General features: G+C 48.5%; 13 protein-coding genes, 1 tRNA gene and 1 pseudogene. 3 read left to right on the forward strand and 12 right to left on the reverse strand.

Annotation, left to right across the window (positions count from 1 at the left end):
• Nucleotides 1–3: 3 nt before the first annotated feature.
• Together carA and ACO0LG_RS01350 are read right to left on the reverse strand one after the other, a co-directional pair.
• Complete coding sequence (gene carA / locus ACO0LG_RS01345; protein WP_423023268.1) at nucleotides 4–1158, reverse strand: glutamine-hydrolyzing carbamoyl-phosphate synthase small subunit; 1155 nt, start codon at nucleotides 1156–1158, stop codon at nucleotides 4–6.
• Between the two features lie 314 nt (nucleotides 1159–1472).
• Nucleotides 1473–1877, reverse strand: a complete 405-nt coding sequence (locus tag ACO0LG_RS01350; protein WP_423002632.1) for a heme-binding protein — start codon at nucleotides 1875–1877, stop codon at nucleotides 1473–1475.
• A gap of 315 nt (nucleotides 1878–2192) precedes the next feature.
• Between ACO0LG_RS01350 and ACO0LG_RS01355 the strand changes: the two genes are divergently transcribed.
• Complete coding sequence (locus ACO0LG_RS01355) at nucleotides 2193–2690, forward strand: C40 family peptidase (protein ID WP_423022579.1); 498 nt, start codon at nucleotides 2193–2195, stop codon at nucleotides 2688–2690.
• Between the two features lie 129 nt (nucleotides 2691–2819).
• Here ACO0LG_RS01355 and ACO0LG_RS01360 read toward each other — a convergent pair whose 3' ends face one another.
• On the reverse strand, nucleotides 2820–3791 hold the full coding sequence (locus ACO0LG_RS01360) for a patatin-like phospholipase family protein (RefSeq protein WP_423022581.1): 972 nt from the start codon (nucleotides 3789–3791) through the stop codon (nucleotides 2820–2822).
• Nucleotides 3792–4163: 372 nt separating this feature from the next.
• Here ACO0LG_RS01360 and ACO0LG_RS01365 point away from each other — a divergent pair, with 372 nt between their 5' ends.
• The gene (locus ACO0LG_RS01365) at nucleotides 4164–6287 is read left to right on the forward strand and encodes a bifunctional 2',3'-cyclic-nucleotide 2'-phosphodiesterase/3'-nucleotidase (RefSeq protein ID WP_423022583.1); all 2124 of its coding nucleotides are present in this window, start codon (nucleotides 4164–4166) and stop codon (nucleotides 6285–6287) included.
• A 75-nt stretch (nucleotides 6288–6362) separates the two neighbouring features.
• Nucleotides 6363–7091 (forward strand): tetratricopeptide repeat protein, encoded by a 729-nt coding sequence (locus ACO0LG_RS01370; protein ID WP_423022585.1) that lies wholly within the window; start codon nucleotides 6363–6365, stop codon nucleotides 7089–7091.
• Here ACO0LG_RS01370 and ACO0LG_RS01375 read toward each other — a convergent pair.
• From ACO0LG_RS01375 to ACO0LG_RS01415, 9 genes and pseudogenes are all read right to left on the reverse strand, one after another.
• Nucleotides 7085–8374: an NRAMP family divalent metal transporter gene (locus ACO0LG_RS01375; protein ID WP_423022587.1), complete on the reverse strand. Its 1290-nt coding sequence runs from the start codon at nucleotides 8372–8374 to the stop codon at nucleotides 7085–7087. The two genes, ACO0LG_RS01370 and ACO0LG_RS01375, sit on opposite strands and share 7 nt — an antisense overlap.
• Before the next feature lie 44 nt (nucleotides 8375–8418).
• Complete coding sequence (locus ACO0LG_RS01380) at nucleotides 8419–9243, reverse strand: response regulator (RefSeq protein ID WP_423022589.1); 825 nt, start codon at nucleotides 9241–9243, stop codon at nucleotides 8419–8421.
• 50 nt (nucleotides 9244–9293) lie between these two features.
• Nucleotides 9294–11366, reverse strand: coding sequence for a PAS domain-containing hybrid sensor histidine kinase/response regulator (locus ACO0LG_RS01385; protein WP_423023270.1), 2073 nt, complete (start codon nucleotides 11364–11366; stop codon nucleotides 9294–9296).
• Between the two features lie 162 nt (nucleotides 11367–11528).
• Nucleotides 11529–12029, reverse strand: a pseudogene (locus ACO0LG_RS01390) (CHASE3 domain-containing protein); the annotation flags it as partial.
• A gap of 74 nt (nucleotides 12030–12103) precedes the next feature.
• Entirely contained in the window at nucleotides 12104–12904 is an 801-nt protein-coding gene (locus ACO0LG_RS01395) for a Crp/Fnr family transcriptional regulator (protein ID WP_423022591.1), read from the reverse strand.
• 369 nt (nucleotides 12905–13273) lie between these two features.
• A complete protein-coding gene (locus ACO0LG_RS01400; RefSeq protein ID WP_423022593.1) occupies nucleotides 13274–14083 on the reverse strand; it encodes a Crp/Fnr family transcriptional regulator in 810 nt (269 codons plus the stop codon).
• 222 nt (nucleotides 14084–14305) lie between these two features.
• Complete coding sequence (locus tag ACO0LG_RS01405) at nucleotides 14306–15025, reverse strand: Crp/Fnr family transcriptional regulator (RefSeq protein ID WP_423022595.1); 720 nt, start codon at nucleotides 15023–15025, stop codon at nucleotides 14306–14308.
• A gap of 406 nt (nucleotides 15026–15431) precedes the next feature.
• Nucleotides 15432–15507, reverse strand: a tRNA-His gene (locus ACO0LG_RS01410).
• 167 nt (nucleotides 15508–15674) lie between these two features.
• Nucleotides 15675–16208, reverse strand: coding sequence for a hypothetical protein (locus tag ACO0LG_RS01415; protein WP_423022597.1), 534 nt, complete (start codon nucleotides 16206–16208; stop codon nucleotides 15675–15677).
• Nucleotides 16209–16306 lie beyond the last annotated feature (98 nt).

Below are 16306 nucleotides of genomic sequence, written 5' to 3' on the forward strand. Positions count from 1 at the left end.
CTCTTATTCTCCTGTCTTTGCCCTGGCCATCATCGCGGTGAAGCGGTCAAACAGGTACGCAATATCATGCGGACCTGGTGAGGCTTCAGGGTGACCCTGGAAGCAAAAAGCTGGTTTATCAGTACGGGCAAAGCCTTGCAGTGAGCCATCAAACAAAGACACATGAGTAACGCGGCAATTGGCTGGCAACGTTGCTGCATCGACTGCAAAACCGTGGTTTTGCGAAGTGATCAAAACTTGTTTGGTCTCCAGATCCTGCACAGGATGATTGGCACCGTGGTGGCCGAATTTCATCTTGAGGGTTTTTGCACCGGAGGCCAGCGCCATGATTTGATGGCCGAGGCAGATACCAAAGGTAGGAACGCCCTTCTCTATCAACTCTTTAGCAGCAGCAATCGCGTAATCGCAAGGCTCAGGGTCGCCAGGGCCGTTCGACAAAAACACGCCATCCGGGTTCAGCGCCAGTACATCAGCAGCGCTGGATTGCGCAGGCAATACCGTCACCTTGCAGCCGCGCTCTGCCAGCATGCGCAAGATATTGCGCTTGACGCCAAAGTCGAAAGCGACAACATGGAATTTTGGATTTTGCAACTGACCATAACCCTGGCCCAATACCCACTCAGTCTCAGTCCAGTCGTAAGCCTGCTTGGCAGACACAACTTTGGCCAGATCCATGCCCGACAGACCAGGGAAAGACTTGGCCAGCGCGATTGCTTTTTCAGCATCAGCACCCACCAGGATAGCCCCGCCCTGCGCGCCTTTTTCACGCAAAATCCGTGTCAGCTTGCGGGTATCAATACCGGCAATAGCAACGATGTTTTGAGATTTGAGGTAATCAGAGAGGGATTGTTCAGAGCGGAAATTTGATACCAGCAAAGGCAGGTCTTTGATAATCAAACCCGCTGCATGGATTTTGTCAGACTCTACGTCTTCGGCATTGATGCCGGTATTACCAATATGCGGATACGTCAGGGTAACGATTTGGGCACTATAACTGGGATCAGTCAAAATTTCCTGATAGCCAGTCATTGAGGTATTAAAAACGACTTCACCTGTGGTCTGACCGGCAGCGCCAATCGAATATCCAGTGAAAATGCTTCCATCGGCGAGAGCAAGTATAGCGGTGTCCTGGCCGGAACGAAGAAGGGACTGCGGAATGGGCAGCAAGGGCAACTCCTGTATTGTTACCGCCGCTGCGACGCACCAAGCTGTCGTTTCCCTGACCGCGCAAGAGTTGCAGCGTGGCCTGGAAAGATGATGGAGCGATGTGAATTTGGGTAGGCGCTACGGCGAGATTTCGGATTAGTTAAACCCTCGAATTATAGCGCGAAACAGCCCATCAGGCAAATGCGAAATGCCTGATGGGCCGTTAAATTACCTGTATACTCAATAGTGTACGGGCGTTCGCTAATTAATTTCTTGAAACCACCACTGCTGCCATTCCGCAAAAAGAATGCGTCATTTGATATAAATTACAGGCCCAGCGCAGCAATGCCGGCTTTAGCGATTTGCGCATCTTCTGCCGATTTCACACCAGAAACACCTACCGCACCAACGCATTGACCATCAACAATAATCGGCACGCCACCTTCAAGCATGCCTTCCAGAGGGGCACTCAGGAAAGAAAAGCGACCATTATTGATAATATCTTCATAGATTTTTGATTCACGCTTGCCCAGGGCTGCTGTAGCTGCTTTTGCTGGTGCGATTTGGGAAGAAATAGGGGCGACGCCATCCAGACGCTGCAACCACATCAAATGACCACCGTCGTCCACGATAGCAATCACGACAGGCCAGTTATTGGCCTTGGCTTCTGCCTCGGCAGCAGCAGCAATTTTCTTGACATCATCCAATGTCATCACAGGTTTTGTTTGCATAAATACCTCTCCATTAAAGTCAGCGGATTGTACGCCAAGCAATTGCGCTTAGGTATACAAACAGTTTTTACCAATTTAATCAGCTCATTCTGGCAGTTTGACAATCTAAAGAAATCAAGGCCTATACAAAACTACTCAGAAGACTACTTAGCACATTGCCTTTATTTCAATTGAATGGCTGAAACTAATTGTTACGCAGAAAGGCATCCCAAATAGTTTACATTTTTTCTGAGTTCGCTTACAGTTGAGCGGTTTTTCCAACCAGGTGCAAAGATGCTAATAACCGTTTCCAGACTATCAAGGAAAGCCAAGTTAGTGCTTATCTCGACTATGCTGCTCGCCGCAGCGGCCAACCCAGCCTGGAGCGCAGACAATCCCTTCCCCGAATCATCGACCGCTTACACCAAACTGCAAGAAATCAAGCAACGCGCATCTGATCTGACGGTCAAGGCCATGGATTTAATGGGCATACGTTACAAGCGTGGTGGCAACTCCCCGGAAAATGGTCTCGATTGCAGTGGTTTTGTCAGGTATGTATTCAAGGATGTGGTTGCCGCCAATTTACCGCGCACTTCGGCAGAAATCAGCAAAGTAGGTGAACACGTAGAGCAAAAAGATTTACAGCCCGGTGATCTGGTTTTTTACAACACACTCAAACGCGGCTTTTCTCACGTAGGCATTTATCTGGGTGACAACAAATTCATCCACTCCCCCTCAGCAGGTGGCCAGGTCAGAGTAGAAAGCATGGACATCGCCTACTGGAAAAAACGCTTCAATGGCGCACGCCGCATCAATGATGATGAAGCAAAATAATTTCCGCATATCACAAGCATGTTAAAAAGCTAAATTATTTAGCAGCAATCTGCAATTCCACTCCTCAGTCAAAAAAATAAGGCAGAGCTATATGAGCATTGCCTTATTTCTATTTTTTGCATCCAAAAATCAGCGTTCCTGCATTGCTTTAATCTTTTGCTTAATCTCAGGCATCATCGCCATTGCCGCTTTTTCACCAGCGAGTATCGCCAGATTGCGGCCGTTAAAGTCGTTGCCCTTCATGCCGGGTAATTCTGGACGTATTACTATCTCGGCCTGCCTCAATTCAAACTGATTAATACTTTGCCCCATGATAGCCACCGTTTGCAGCAAAACATCGAGGGTAGCATTTGAAACCAGCGGCTCAGGTGGTGCGGAAATATTGACTGCAATCACCAGGTCAGCCCCCATCTCGCGGGCAAAACGGACTGGTACTGGCGACACCAGACCGCCATCGACATACAGGCGATCATTGATTTTCACTGGCTGAAATACGCCAGGTACAGCCGATGACGCACGCACGGCAGCACCGGTATTACCGCGCTGGAAAAGCACCGCATGGCCGGTGGCCAGGTCAGTTGCAACAGCGCCAAAAGGTTTGCGCAGTTTTTCTATCGGCGCCTGCACTACCAGACGATTGACATACGCTTGCAGTGCATCGCCCTTCAATACACCGCTAGATTTGGAAAACAAAGGCAAGGACCAGTCAGAGATGGTCACTTCATCCATGTCCAACGCCATTTTTTGCATTGCAAAGCCATTATTGCCCGCCGCGTACATGGCACCTACTACGCTGCCAGCACTGGTGCCGACGACGATATCCGGATTAATGCCTTGTGACTCCAAAGCCTTGATGACACCAATATGCGCAAAACCTCGCGCTGCACCACCACCAAGCGCCAGGCCTATGCGCAAAGGTTTCAAAGTCTTTGCCACCGGAACGGCCGGCGTTACAGCAGGCGAAACCTGTTGTGGCGAAGTCGTACACGCTGATACGCCGATTGCCAGCATTGCTGGCAAGAGCATGCGGGTGAAAATAGACTTTTTAGCAATAGGTGCAGCTAAAGCAAAGCTTGCAGGCAGGGAAAATATATGCGGCATGTGATTTCTAAGTATCGACAGTAAATGGTTTGCGAACCCCGGCTAGCAGGATTTTTTGCAGGTGCGTGATTATATTTCTAAAAGTGCCATAGCACCGGGCATGCGGAAAAAAACTATACAAATAGAATGCATAATGAATGCCCAATGAATGCTAAACAGCAGCCATTCCCAACTCCCCCATCGCGACCATCATCACTAAATCATGATATACATTATTCACTTACCTATATGTCATGCCATAGAAATAATTAGTATTGATAATCCCGCACTTGTCGCGCAATTGCCGACCTGAATTTATATGGGAAGTCCTGCGAGTTTGCAGCCACTCCATTTTTTAAAACTCGATGCCTCAAGCTACTCTTGAAAGATTTTATGAAAAAAATTTCCTGGTTACCGCCACTCACACCAATGGCAGCACTGGTCGCGATTGCCCTGGCAGGTTGCGGTAGCAGCAATCCGGCGACGACAACCAACGTGACACCCGTAATTGACCCGAACAGCATTCCAGAGGGAACCGTCGTCAAACTGGCCCTGCTGGAAACCACGGATATTCATCAAAACATACTAAGCTATGATTACTACGGCCTGAAAGCGGATACAAGTCTGGGCCTGGAGAGGACAGCATCACTGATCAAAGATGCCCGCGCAGAAAATCCCAATAATATCTTGCTCGACGATGGCGACGTTATTCAAGGAACCTTGCTGGGTGATTACCAGGCGCTGGCGGCGCCCGTTACTTGCAGTGGCACACTGGCTATTTATAAAGTCATGAATGCGCTGAAATATGATGGGGCTGGCCTGGGTAACCATGAATTCAATTATGGCCTGGGTTTTTTGAGCCAGATCACCAATACCGACTTTGGCCTGCCTGATATCAGTAAAGCCGGCACCTGTGGTGCGCCTAACTTCCCGCTGGTTTTGTCGAATGTTGTTGGCGCCACGAGCCAGAAACCTATCTTCAGTCCTACTTCCATCATCAACAAACAATTCGTCGCTACCAAACCTGATGGCAGCAGCATGAATGTCAAACTCAATGTTGGCATCATGGGCTTTGTGCCACCGCAAATCATGGACTGGGATCAAAAATCCCTGGCGGGCAAAGTGGTCGTCAATGGCGTGCAGGAATCTGCCAACAAATATGTACCTGAGTTGCGCGCCAAAGGTGCGGACCTGGTCGTTGCCTTGTCGCATGGTGGCCTGGATGCCTCGCCTTACAGCCCTAAAATGGAAAACGGCAGCCTGCACCTGAGCACAACCGGCATTGATGCGCTGATGCTGGGACATGCTCACTTGATTTTCCCTGCGCCAAAAGAAGTTGGCGCACCAGCCATTGATGCTTCGCTGGCCGCCCTGCCCGCTGCCATTGTGGATACCAAAAAAGGCCTGGTGAATGGTGTGCCAGCCGTGATGGCACAAAGCTGGGGCCGCCGTCTGGGCATCATACAAATGACGCTCAAATACCAAAGCGGCAAATGGGTAGTACAAAAAGACCTGACTAATGTAGAAGCTCGCGGTTTCAAATATAAAGATGGCACCAATATCATTGATGCAGATGCCTCTATCGCGCCACTGGTTGATACCGAGCACAAAGCCACTATCAACTATGCAACGCAAGCGCTGGGCACGACGACAGACTTTGAGATGTCAGCTTATTTTTCATTGGTCGGTGATGTCTCGGCGATACAAATCGTCAATCAGGCACAAATCGATTATGTGAAAAATTTCATCGCCACGTCAAATGATGCGACGATTGCGAGCTACAAATCCATCCCTGTCATTTCGTGCAGCGCGCCGTTCAAGGCAGGCCGCAATGGCCCGACTGATTTCACCGACGTTGCCCCTGGCGCCAGCGCGTCATCACCATTTGGCTTGCAAGTACGTAACCCTGGTGACCTTTACCTATACGGCAATAACAATCTGCAAGCCGTCAAAATCAAGGGTTCTGATTTGAAGAACTGGCTGGAGACTGCAGCAAAACAATTCGGCCAGATAGATCCTGCACTGACGACAGAACAAGATCTTGTTCCATCCTATTCAACCATCTATAACTACGATGTGTTCTATGCAGACAATAATGCCTTGATCTACCAGATCGATGTTACCCAACCAGCAGGCAAGCGTATTGTCAACCTGACGTATGCAGGCAAGGCCATAGGTGACAATGATGACTTTATCGTTGCAACGAATGACTACCGCGCAGGTGGCGGCGGCAACTTCCCTGGCATTGACGGCAGCAAAACCATCATCAAATCACCAGACGCCAACCAGGCAGTGGTCAGTGATTTCGTTAAAAAACAAGGCAAGATCACTGCTACAGCGAACGGTACTGGTCAAAGCTGGAGCTTTGTTAAAGTAACGACCAAGGGCCCCGTCATTTTACGCTCTACCCCAGGCAAAATATCCGTAGCACAAGCGCTGGGTCTGGGTCGCGTCAAGTCTGAAGGTGCACTGGATGCCAGTGGCTTTGCAAAATATGCGATAGATTTGAGCAAGTAAAATTCACTGAAAACAGTAGCAATGAATAAGCGCGCACTTCAAACCGAAGTGCGCGCCTGATCTCCTGGCGACACTATGTTGAACAAATTTAAAATCAGTGCAAGCATTTTATTGGCTTGCAGCCTATGCGCTTGCGCACCAGTACCAACTACGGCAGAAATCGAATCCGCTGGCATACAGGCTTTACACGCGCAACTGCCATCGGCCATCGCTTCACTTAAAAAATGGGCAAATACTGGCAATGCCGTAGCGCAGCGAGAATTGGGTTTGGCGTATGCGATTAAACCTGAACAGCAATCCCTGGCATTACTATGGGTGGAACGAGCAGCCAGCAACGGTGACGGCGAAGCCCAGTTCCAACTGGCAGAAGCTTATTATAAGAACCGCTTGGGGCTGGCAAAGAATGAACAGCAAGCCTGGAAATGGTATGGAGCAGCAGCAAATAATGGGCATGGCAAAGCCAGCTTCATGCTGGCGCGCATGGCCAAGTATGGCCAGGGAGCGCCGCAAAATCTCGCCATATCTGTCAAATGGCTGGAGAAAGCCAGTGAGCAAGGCAATGCCCAGGCCATGTTCCTGCTATCGAATGCCTATGCGGCAGGCGAAGGTGTCAAACCAGATCAGGCCCTGGCCAGAAAATGGCTGGAAGAATCCGCAGAACTTGAATACCCCGTTGCCATCCAGGCGCTAGCCATGGAACTGGAAAGTGGCAGCAAACATGTAGAAAAAGACCCGCTGAAAGCCAGGCATTTAATCAAGGAAGCGTCGGATGAACGCCTCATGCGCTGGAACAGATATCAATAAAAAAATGTCATCAGCATCGATATCACGGCAAGCGCCATCATACCGGTGGCGAGCCAGCCTAATATTTTCAATCTGCGGGTGATGACAAATTTACCCATGATATCTACCCTTGCTGCCATCAACATCATGACCACCATGATAGGTACAGAAATCACACCGTTGATGACGGCACTCCAGTACAAGGCCTTGATAGGGTCAATTGCAGTGAAGCCCAATACAATTCCAATAACGGTCGACAAGGCAATGATGGCGTAAAACTGCCAGGCTTGCATGGGCGTGTTTTCCAGACTGTTTTTCCATTTAAAGGCACCGGCCATCGCATAGGCAGACGAACCAGCCAAAACAGGTATTGCCAGCAAACCCGTTCCGATAATGCCCGCGCTAAACAACATGAAGGCAAAGTCACCAGCAATGGGCCGCAAGGCCAACGCGGCCTGCGCGGATGTCTCGATATCGGTGACACCATGCAAATTCAGGGTAACAGCTGTCGTCAGAATGATGAAGAACGCCACCAGGTTGGAAAATGCCATCCCTATATAAGTATCGAGCTTGATGCGCTTCAGATTGGCTGCTGCTTGTTCAGGTGCGTGGATCAGTGGGCGCGCCAGAGGATCAGCGCGCATTTCCTCTACTTCTTGTGAGGCTTGCCAGAAAAACAGATAGGGGCTGATAGTAGTGCCAAACAAGGCGACTACCGTTGTGATGTATTCTTTTTTCAGCGATAACTGCGGCATGATGGCACTGGTCGCAACATCTGCCCAGGGCGTATGCACGACAAAGACAGTAGCAACATAGGCCAGCAAAGCCAGTGTCAGCCACTTTAAAAACCGCACATAACGCTGATAAGAAATAAACACCTGCAGCAGCAAAGACAATACGCCAAAACCTATGGCATAAAAATGCGCTTTGCCGCCTATGAGTAACTTCAATGCCTCGCCCATGGCAGAAATATCAGCAGCAATATTGATCGTATTGGCAACCAGCAAAAGGCCGACTACGGCATACAATAACCATGCAGGGTAATGACGGCGGATATTGGTGGCAAGCCCATGCCCACTAACCCTGCCTATGCGGGCACTGACTACCTGTATCCCTACCATCAAGGGATAGGTAAACAAGACCGTCCACAACATATTAAAACCGAATTGCGCACCCGCCTGCGAATAAGTGGCAATGCCGCTAGGGTCATCGTCAGCTGCGCCAGTGATCAGGCCAGGGCCCAATTTTTGCAACAAGGAAGATTCTTTGGAATTTGTTGACACATCTGAAGTCGGTTTATTCATATTCCAATACTGGTCTTTTCAAATGCGGGTGATGAAGCTTTGCCTTACGATCTTCGGTGGGTCACATCCATACCCACTCCCCGGTATCCGGCGAAACGGCTAGCCGAGTCGAAGAAGGGTTCACCACTGACTTGCAGGTATTGTACCGTGCCATCCTGTTTGCTGCGCCGATAAATAAAATCCAGGAATGGGCGACGATTCGCGATATTGTCATCAAGCTGCTCTCGCTCATCCACGTCCCAACCCTCCATGCCAATGCTGGGCGCATTACCCAGCATGTCTTCTGCCCGTATGCCGAGCATTTCAAATACGGGCCCGGATACACTGGTAAAATTGCCAAACTGATCTTGCTCCCAATACCAGTCAGATGAAAGTTGGGTAAAACTTTTAAAGCGTGCTTCGCTGGCGCGTAACTCCGCAGTTCGCTCCAGCACAGTTTGCTCCAGCCGCTTATTGTAATTATCCAGTTGCTGATACAACAAGCGCACTTCCAGCATATTGTGTATGCGCGTTTGCACTTCCTGCAGGTCAAAAGGCTTACTGACAAAATCCTTGGCGCCTGCCTTCAAGGCACGCAGCTTATGTCCTGGCTGGGCAGTAATTACCAGCACCGGTAAATAGGCATCTGCGGCGATATTTTTTAATTCTTCCATGACTTCAAAACCATCCATGCCGGGCATCTGCAGGTCCAGCAATATCAGGTCATAGTTGTGTTCTATATGCAGGGCGCAAACAGTACGCGCGTCCATGGTGGTCGTAATGGAGGTATAGCCGGTATTACGCAGCATCTGCTCCAATAACATGACATTAGCTTTTTGATCGTCAACGATCAGGATGCTGGCCTTGAGAATTTCGACTGCTTCAAGCATTTCATTCTTTCAAAATCGTTCTTGCTGTAATACGAGGTTTCAATAAATTTTTAGTTCAGCTCAACTTCATTTTTTTTGCGAGTAGACTCAAGTTCGACCTTCTTGCCACTCAGGCCATGCTCTTTAGCGTGATGCAATGCCAGATCAAGCGCATCCATAAATTCGTTCACCTTGATAGGCTTGGTAAGATATCTGAAAAATCCTGCATCCAAACCTTTTTCTATATCACGAGGCATGGCATTTGCGGACAACGCCATGACAGGTATATGCGCTGTCAATGGATCATTAGCCAAAATTTTGAGCGCACCAAAGCCGCTGAGGCCAGGCAAATTAATATCCATCAAAATCACATCTGGTTTGCTTGACTGAGCAGTGGCTATCCCAAGATGTGCATCTACAGCAGTCAACAGCCTGAGATCGCTTCGACGGGCAATCAATTGCTCAACCAGTGCCAGGTTGGCGGGATTGTCTTCCACATACAAAAGACTACGTTTGGGCGATGCGCCTTCAGATGGTTGAGCAATAAACTGACCAGTTGGAATATCTGCCAATCCGTCCTCGTGCAAAGCTGGCGCCGAGGCCAAGGAAAGCTCTACCCAAAATACACTGCCGACACCAACATTGCTTTCAACACCAATGACGCCCCCCATGAGTTCGACCAACTGCTTGGTCACCACCAAACCGATGCCAGTACCCTCTTCATTACCGGCGTCCTGCCCGAGGCGATTAAAAGGCTGAAATAATTGCCCAACCTGGTCAGGCGACAGACCCTTACCTACGTCCCTGACGCTGATACGGATACGGTTCTCGGCACGAACAACATATTCGACAGTTACTGATCCTTCTTGCTGGTTATACTTAATCGCATTAGACAGCAAATTTACCATTACTTGCTTAAGCCTGGTGCGGTCAGCGAACACATACAACGGTATATCCATAGTAGGAAAAATCATATTGATGCCACGAGTCTGTGCCTGCGGTTCTATCATCGCCTGGCAATCCAATAAAACATCGGAAAGCAAGATGGATTCTTTTGAAATACTCACTTTGCCTGACTCTATCATTGCCAGATCAAGAATTTCATTGATCAATCGCAGCAAATACCAACCAGCTTGCAATATCTGGTCTATCGATAATTTTTGGTTTTCCGATGGTGGCGGCGTATCTGATGCCATCAATTGCGCAAAACCCAGCACGGCATTCAATGGCGTGCGCAGCTCATGACTCATGCTGGATAAGAATTCTGACTTGGCCCGATTCGCTTTTTCAGCAATCGCCTTGGCCAATTCCAGCTCGATATTATTGTTCTGCAGTCTTTGCTCGAATAATTTATATTCAGTGACATCGCGGGCTGATGCAAATACACCCTGCAACCTGCGCTCACGGTCATAAATAGTGCTGGCATTGTAGGAAACTTCCGTTTCCTTGCCATCTTTTGCTATGGCGGTCAGTTCAAAATTACTGACTTTGCCAGTTTGCAGCGCACTTTTCATCGCCAGTTCTGCTGCTGCCGGTTCGGTAAAATAATTTTTAAATGGCGCACCGATCAATTCATCACGAGTGCATCCTGTGATCTCTTCCATCTGATGATTGACATCACTGATGATGCCATTCAAGTCCGTGGTAATGAGAGCGTCGATGTTTGCCTCAATTAATGATCTCGTATAAAACTGTTGGTCACGTAAGCGCTGGCCCAGCAAAGCCTGCTCGGCTTCCACTTGCTTGCGTGCAGTATTATCTGTACCTATCAAAAGACAGCCAATAACTACTCCATGCGCATCCCGCAACACAGCAACCGAAACGATAGCCTGCAAACGGCTACCGTCCCGACGGATATAGGTTAGCTCATAAATGTCTTCCAGATTACGCATAGCCTTGAAGATCAAAGCATCAAAACCCGGGGCAACAGGAGTATTGAATTCTGCACTCAGCGCAGCCGCTTTCGCGGCGAGCTCTTCAGAATCAGAAATATCAGCAGGGCTGATCAAGTTGACGACATCGGCAGCGTCATAGCCCAGCATACGCTCGGCACCGACATTAAAAATCTGTATCAAACCCTGTGCATCGGTCGCAATAATAGAAAAATTCGGGCTATTAAAAATTGCATCCTGCAATGCACCCATCTTAAGCAGTACTTCACGTACTTTGACCGAGGTTTGCTCTCCAGCCAACCGCCCTAAACTGGCACGTCGTATCTGCAACGCCCACACTAATAAGAACACCAGTAAGAAGCCGACTGTGCCAACGACCAATTTGATGCGAAATGCTGCATTCGATTTGCGGTCTTCAAGCAAAACCTGCTCATCCAAAATCGCATCAGCGAGAATATTTTGTATTTTTGCTGAAGTGAGTAAGCCAGTATTAAACAAAACCCGAGTCCCGGGAAAGCCGAGTGCCTCAAATTGTTTCTGGCTTTCTTGCATGAGGGACGCTCTCTCATCAACTGCCTTTTGCAATTGCTGAATACGCGTCAGTTGCTGGGCGTTATCCACCGTCAAAGCACGTAAATGCTGGATGACAACCTGCATGTCATTGAGCCTTTGATTCCGCTGACTGAGGAAACTCTCTTCCTTTGTCAAAAAATAGGCTTTTTGTCCATTTTCCGCCTCTGACAGTTTGACACCCAGTTCACTAAGGTCGTCAATGACTTTGCGGGTATGGTCTATAGACTTTAATGCGTCAAACGGGACTGCAATATTCCAGGCTATGCCACCTATCATCAACAACGCAAGCAAGGCAATGCCAAAGCCGATCAAGGTGAGACGCTCTACTGAGATTGCCTTCATATATTTTTTCTTATTCACAGCAACCCTTCAATAAATTTTGAAATTCAAGACAGTATTTGCCAACTTACACTGCTTTACAAGCTGCCATGAATGCCTCCATGGATATAACCGGTTTTCCTAACAACGGTGACAGGCGCAACAGATAGGTCTTTACCCTGTCTCTGCGGAGCATCAGACAAAAGTCGGGCAAATTCTTTTTTTACTACGCCATAACACTCACACACATGATCCTCCAGCCCGAGTCTGTCAATGACGGTTATATGTCCGCGGCGATAACTGATAAAACCATAGTTTTGTAATTTACCTGCTGCTTCAGTAACGCCTTCACGTCGCACCCCCAACATATTGGCAATAAGCTCTTGCGTGATAGTGAGGTCGTTACCTGACATACGATCCAGCGTTAACAACAGCCAGCGGCATAATTGCTGTTCGACAGAGTGGTGACGATTACAGACTGCAGTTTGCGACATTTGTGTAAGCAGTGCCTGGGTATAGCGCAGCAATAAGCGCAACAAAGGACCGGCACGATTAAACTCTTCCATTAAAATGTGGGCTTTCAAGCGATAGCCGAGCCCCCCAGTCTGCACTATCGCGCGACTAGGCGTCGTGTCGCCACCCATGAACAATGAAACGCCTACCAATCCCTCATTGCCGACACCGGCAATTTCTGAAGATCCACCGTTTTCTAACAAATAATGTAGAGAAACAATCGCCGTAACAGGGAAATAGACATACTGCAACTTACCACCCGACTCGTACAGCACATCACCAAGCAACATTGACACCTGCTCCAAATGAGGGGCAAGTCGATCAAATTCTGTATCCAGCAATGCCCCAAGCAAATGATTCTGGTTCGGGTCTATCCGACTGTTCATATCAAATTCCCGCATAATGTAGAATTAAAAGCAAAGCGCAAATTCTGTCCAGAAAAATCTGCCCAGCACGCTCCCGCTTTTACTCTACAGAATCGCTCAGCAATCTGTCTGTTCGATTTCGCACATATAGAAAAAAGGACGAAAAAAAACTCAGCAGCTTTTTGCATGCTCAGCTTATTTAACTTGCGCAACAATTCACTCTAACTTTTAAAAATAATGTGCGAGTTTGGCATATATTAGACGGCAATTACGTGCGCTAGCGTACATAAAATAATCAATAAAAATAACGTCATGCATAGATGATTTTGTTCAAATATCTAAACGCAGGAATGAGAACGCAACTCGACGCATCCATATTCAATCAACGATTCAATTTTCTTTTTTTTCCTGACCAACTTGCCACGAAACAGGACGGGCCGACATTGAGCGTCGGTCTGACTGACCCAAAATATGCGAGGGATCGCCCTGTGGTATGTCTGCCAGCAGGCGATCAAATTCAAGTTTGACGACGGCATAGCATTCACACACCACGTTTTCCAACCCGGGACGATCTACCACATCAATACGCCCACGACTGTACCTTATAAGGCCTAGTCTTTGTATATTGCCTGCGGCAGCAGTGACGCCCTCGCGCCGCACACCCAGCATATTGGCAATCAACTCCTGAGTCATGGAAACAGAGTCTGAAGGCAAGCGGTCTAAACTCAATAATAGCCAGCGGCACAATTGCTGCTCTATGGTGTGATGGCGATTACAAACAGCGGTTTGCGTCATTTGCGTAATCAGCGCCTGGGTATAACGCAGCAAGAGGCGCAAAAAGGGGCCCGCGCGATTAAACTCCTCTTTCAAAAATTGTGCCCGCAGGCGATAACCATGACCAGCGCATTGCACCACAGCGCGGCTGGGCGTAGTTTCACCCCCCATGAACAATGAAATACCAAGTATGCCCTCATGGCCGACGATGGCTATTTCAGCGGAGGCACCGCTTTCCAGCACATACAACAAGGAAACAATGGAGGTAGTTGGGAAATAGACGTAATTCAAGGTGCCACCAGCCTCATACAAGGCCTGCCCCAGCGGCATTTCCACCAATTCGAGGTGCTGGGCAATGCGATCAAACTCTGCTTGCGGCAAAGAGGCGAGCAAGTGATTTTGCAGAGGGTTATTCGTAATGGTCATGGGTGGGGCTCTGAACTGCCAACTCGATGGAGCGGCATAGATTGTATAGACTGGATTATCTATACACAGAGTAGCAGGTATAAGGCTGGCGTATGTGCGCCATCGCGCATATAAGTTCGATTAATAGCAACTTATTGTTCAAACAAGAAAATAGTCTCCTTTTTGCAGACTATATGGCTGCCCTCAACAAGTAGATTACATCACACGTAGACTAAATCAAGTTTATTGAAAGGGAATGGAAGTGAGGAGTCGTGTAAATTCTTTTTGCACGACGAAATAACATTCGCAAACCACTTTTTCCAGGCCTGGCCTGTCCAGTACGATAATCGCACCGCGGCTATAGCAAATCAAACCTGCGCGCTGCAAATTGCCTGCGGCCTCTGTCACTCGTTCACGACGCACACCCAGTACATTGGCAATTCTTTGCTGGGTGATATTCACCGACTCTGAAGATAGCCTGTCCAGACTCAACAACAGCCAGCGGCATAATTGCTGCTCTACCGTGTGATGCAGATTGCAAATGGCTGTCTGCGTCATTTGCGTAATCAAAGCCTGCGTATAGCGCAACAGCACTCTCAACAAAGGGCCAGCGCGGTCAAACTCTTGTTTTAGCAATTGCCCCTTGAGACGATAAGCAAAACCAGCGCTTTGCACTACCGCCCGGTTTGGCGTGGTGTCCCCCCCCATAAAGAGAGATATGCCGACCACACCCTCATGGCCAACAGCAGCAATCTCGGCTGAGACGCCATCCTCTAATACATACATCAATGAAAAAATGGCAGAGGTAGGAAAATACACAAACTGTTGACGCACGCCAGACTCATACAAGACATCACCAACCGCCATAGAAATGAGTTCAAGTCCAGCAGACAGTGACGCAAATTCCGCAGGAGGCAAGGCCGCAAGCAGATGGTTTTGCATAGGACTGGGAGATGTGTGCATTAATGTTTTTGGCCTTAAAATTGCGTCAGAGATTTTGCCACATAAACAAACCTGGGTAGCGGAGCGCAAGCCTATCACGTCATGTAAAAATTCTATGCGCGCTTGCGCACACATGCCATCAGGAATAAGTGATTTAGCGAAATATTAGCTAAATCATCGCCATAAGCACCAATGCGTCAAAATATGTCTGGAAGATCGTGGATGTTGGCGGCAAGGAAAACCGGACGTAGATCCGGATAGATCACATGTTATGGCAAGCAGAAATCTGCCCGTATTAACTGACGAATTAACGGCGGGGCGATGAAGATACAAGAAAGCATAAATATTCAATACGCAGCACCAAAACAAAAAGCCCAGCATTTAACCGGGCTTTTTAAAGCTAAGTGTGATTGACTTAGCGAAATTTTGGGGTGACCGATGGGGTTCGAACCCACGACAACAGGAATCACAATCCTGGACTCTACCAACTGAGCTACGGCCACCACTGCATCGCGCACTAATATTGCAGTGCAAGAGAGCTACGCATTATACGAGGAATTTGGCTTGCTGGCAATAGCATTCTTGGTAATCAGGCTCATTCCCACTTAAGCCATCAACGTCACAAGTTCTCTCGAAGCCAGGTTGCGGCATGGCGCGCACGACGGATTGATCAGAATTTGCCTCCACCACCCGCACCCTCACGTTGGCGCCCCATGCCGCCTTTACGCTGCGGTGTCTCGCCACTATCGGGACGTTTGGCTTTAGGCGCGTCTGCGGTGGTGCGCAAGGAAGCGTTGATCAACAATTGCAAGGCCTGGCGTTGCTTGTCATCCAGCGCATCGTTCAGGGTCAGTACCAGCTCGCGCATTTGCTTGTTTTCCTGCTGGGTGGTTTGCTCTTCCTGTTCGATTTGCGGATTCAGTTCACGCAATTCGATATTGTTTTGCTCCAGACGCAACTCCAGCTCGGATTGCAGGCGATTACGACGGACATCGCGCTGATGCTGCATGGAAGTCAGCTTGCTTTCGGTCTGTTGCCACAACAATTGCTGATTAATATTCAGGTTCAATTCTTTTTTTAATTCCCCCGCTTTGGCAAGCAAGCTGTCCAGACGCACTTCCATGACTGGCGTTGCATGGGCAATGGAGGCAAACAGGGCGAAACAAGCGGAAGCGACTATCTTGTGTAAGTTGATAGAGTACATATCATTCCTGCCAATAAAGGTAGCGGGCATAAAAAAGCCCACGCAAATAAATGCGTAGGCGAAATCTCACTGAGGTAGTGAGTTGAAGGAGCGTGCAA

The sequence above is a fragment of the Undibacterium sp. Ji42W genome (assembly GCF_049340405.1).
Taxonomy (GTDB): domain Bacteria; phylum Pseudomonadota; class Gammaproteobacteria; order Burkholderiales; family Burkholderiaceae_D; genus Undibacterium.

Bases quoted from the DNA above. Each gene is read 5' to 3' on its own strand.
- ACO0LG_RS01405 (WP_423022595.1), bottom strand. From the start codon at position 15,025: ATGCACACATCTCCCAGTCCTATGCAAAACCATCTGCTTGCGGCCTTG.
- ACO0LG_RS01385 (WP_423023270.1), bottom strand. From the start codon at position 11,366: ATGGGTGCATTGCAGGATGCAATTTTTAATAGCCCGAATTTTTCTATT.
- ACO0LG_RS01360 (WP_423022581.1), bottom strand. From the start codon at position 3,791: ATGCCGCATATATTTTCCCTGCCTGCAAGCTTTGCTTTAGCTGCACCT.
- ACO0LG_RS01350 (WP_423002632.1), bottom strand. From the start codon at position 1,877: ATGCAAACAAAACCTGTGATGACATTGGATGATGTCAAGAAAATTGCT.
- ACO0LG_RS01370 (WP_423022585.1), top strand. From the start codon at position 6,363: ATGTTGAACAAATTTAAAATCAGTGCAAGCATTTTATTGGCTTGCAGC.
- ACO0LG_RS01415 (WP_423022597.1), bottom strand. From the start codon at position 16,208: ATGTACTCTATCAACTTACACAAGATAGTCGCTTCCGCTTGTTTCGCC.
- ACO0LG_RS01380 (WP_423022589.1), bottom strand. From the start codon at position 9,243: ATGCTTGAAGCAGTCGAAATTCTCAAGGCCAGCATCCTGATCGTTGAC.
- ACO0LG_RS01400 (WP_423022593.1), bottom strand. From the start codon at position 14,083: ATGACCATTACGAATAACCCTCTGCAAAATCACTTGCTCGCCTCTTTG.
- ACO0LG_RS01365 (WP_423022583.1), top strand. From the start codon at position 4,164: ATGAAAAAAATTTCCTGGTTACCGCCACTCACACCAATGGCAGCACTG.
- ACO0LG_RS01375 (WP_423022587.1), bottom strand. From the start codon at position 8,374: ATGAATAAACCGACTTCAGATGTGTCAACAAATTCCAAAGAATCTTCC.
- ACO0LG_RS01395 (WP_423022591.1), bottom strand. From the start codon at position 12,904: ATGAACAGTCGGATAGACCCGAACCAGAATCATTTGCTTGGGGCATTG.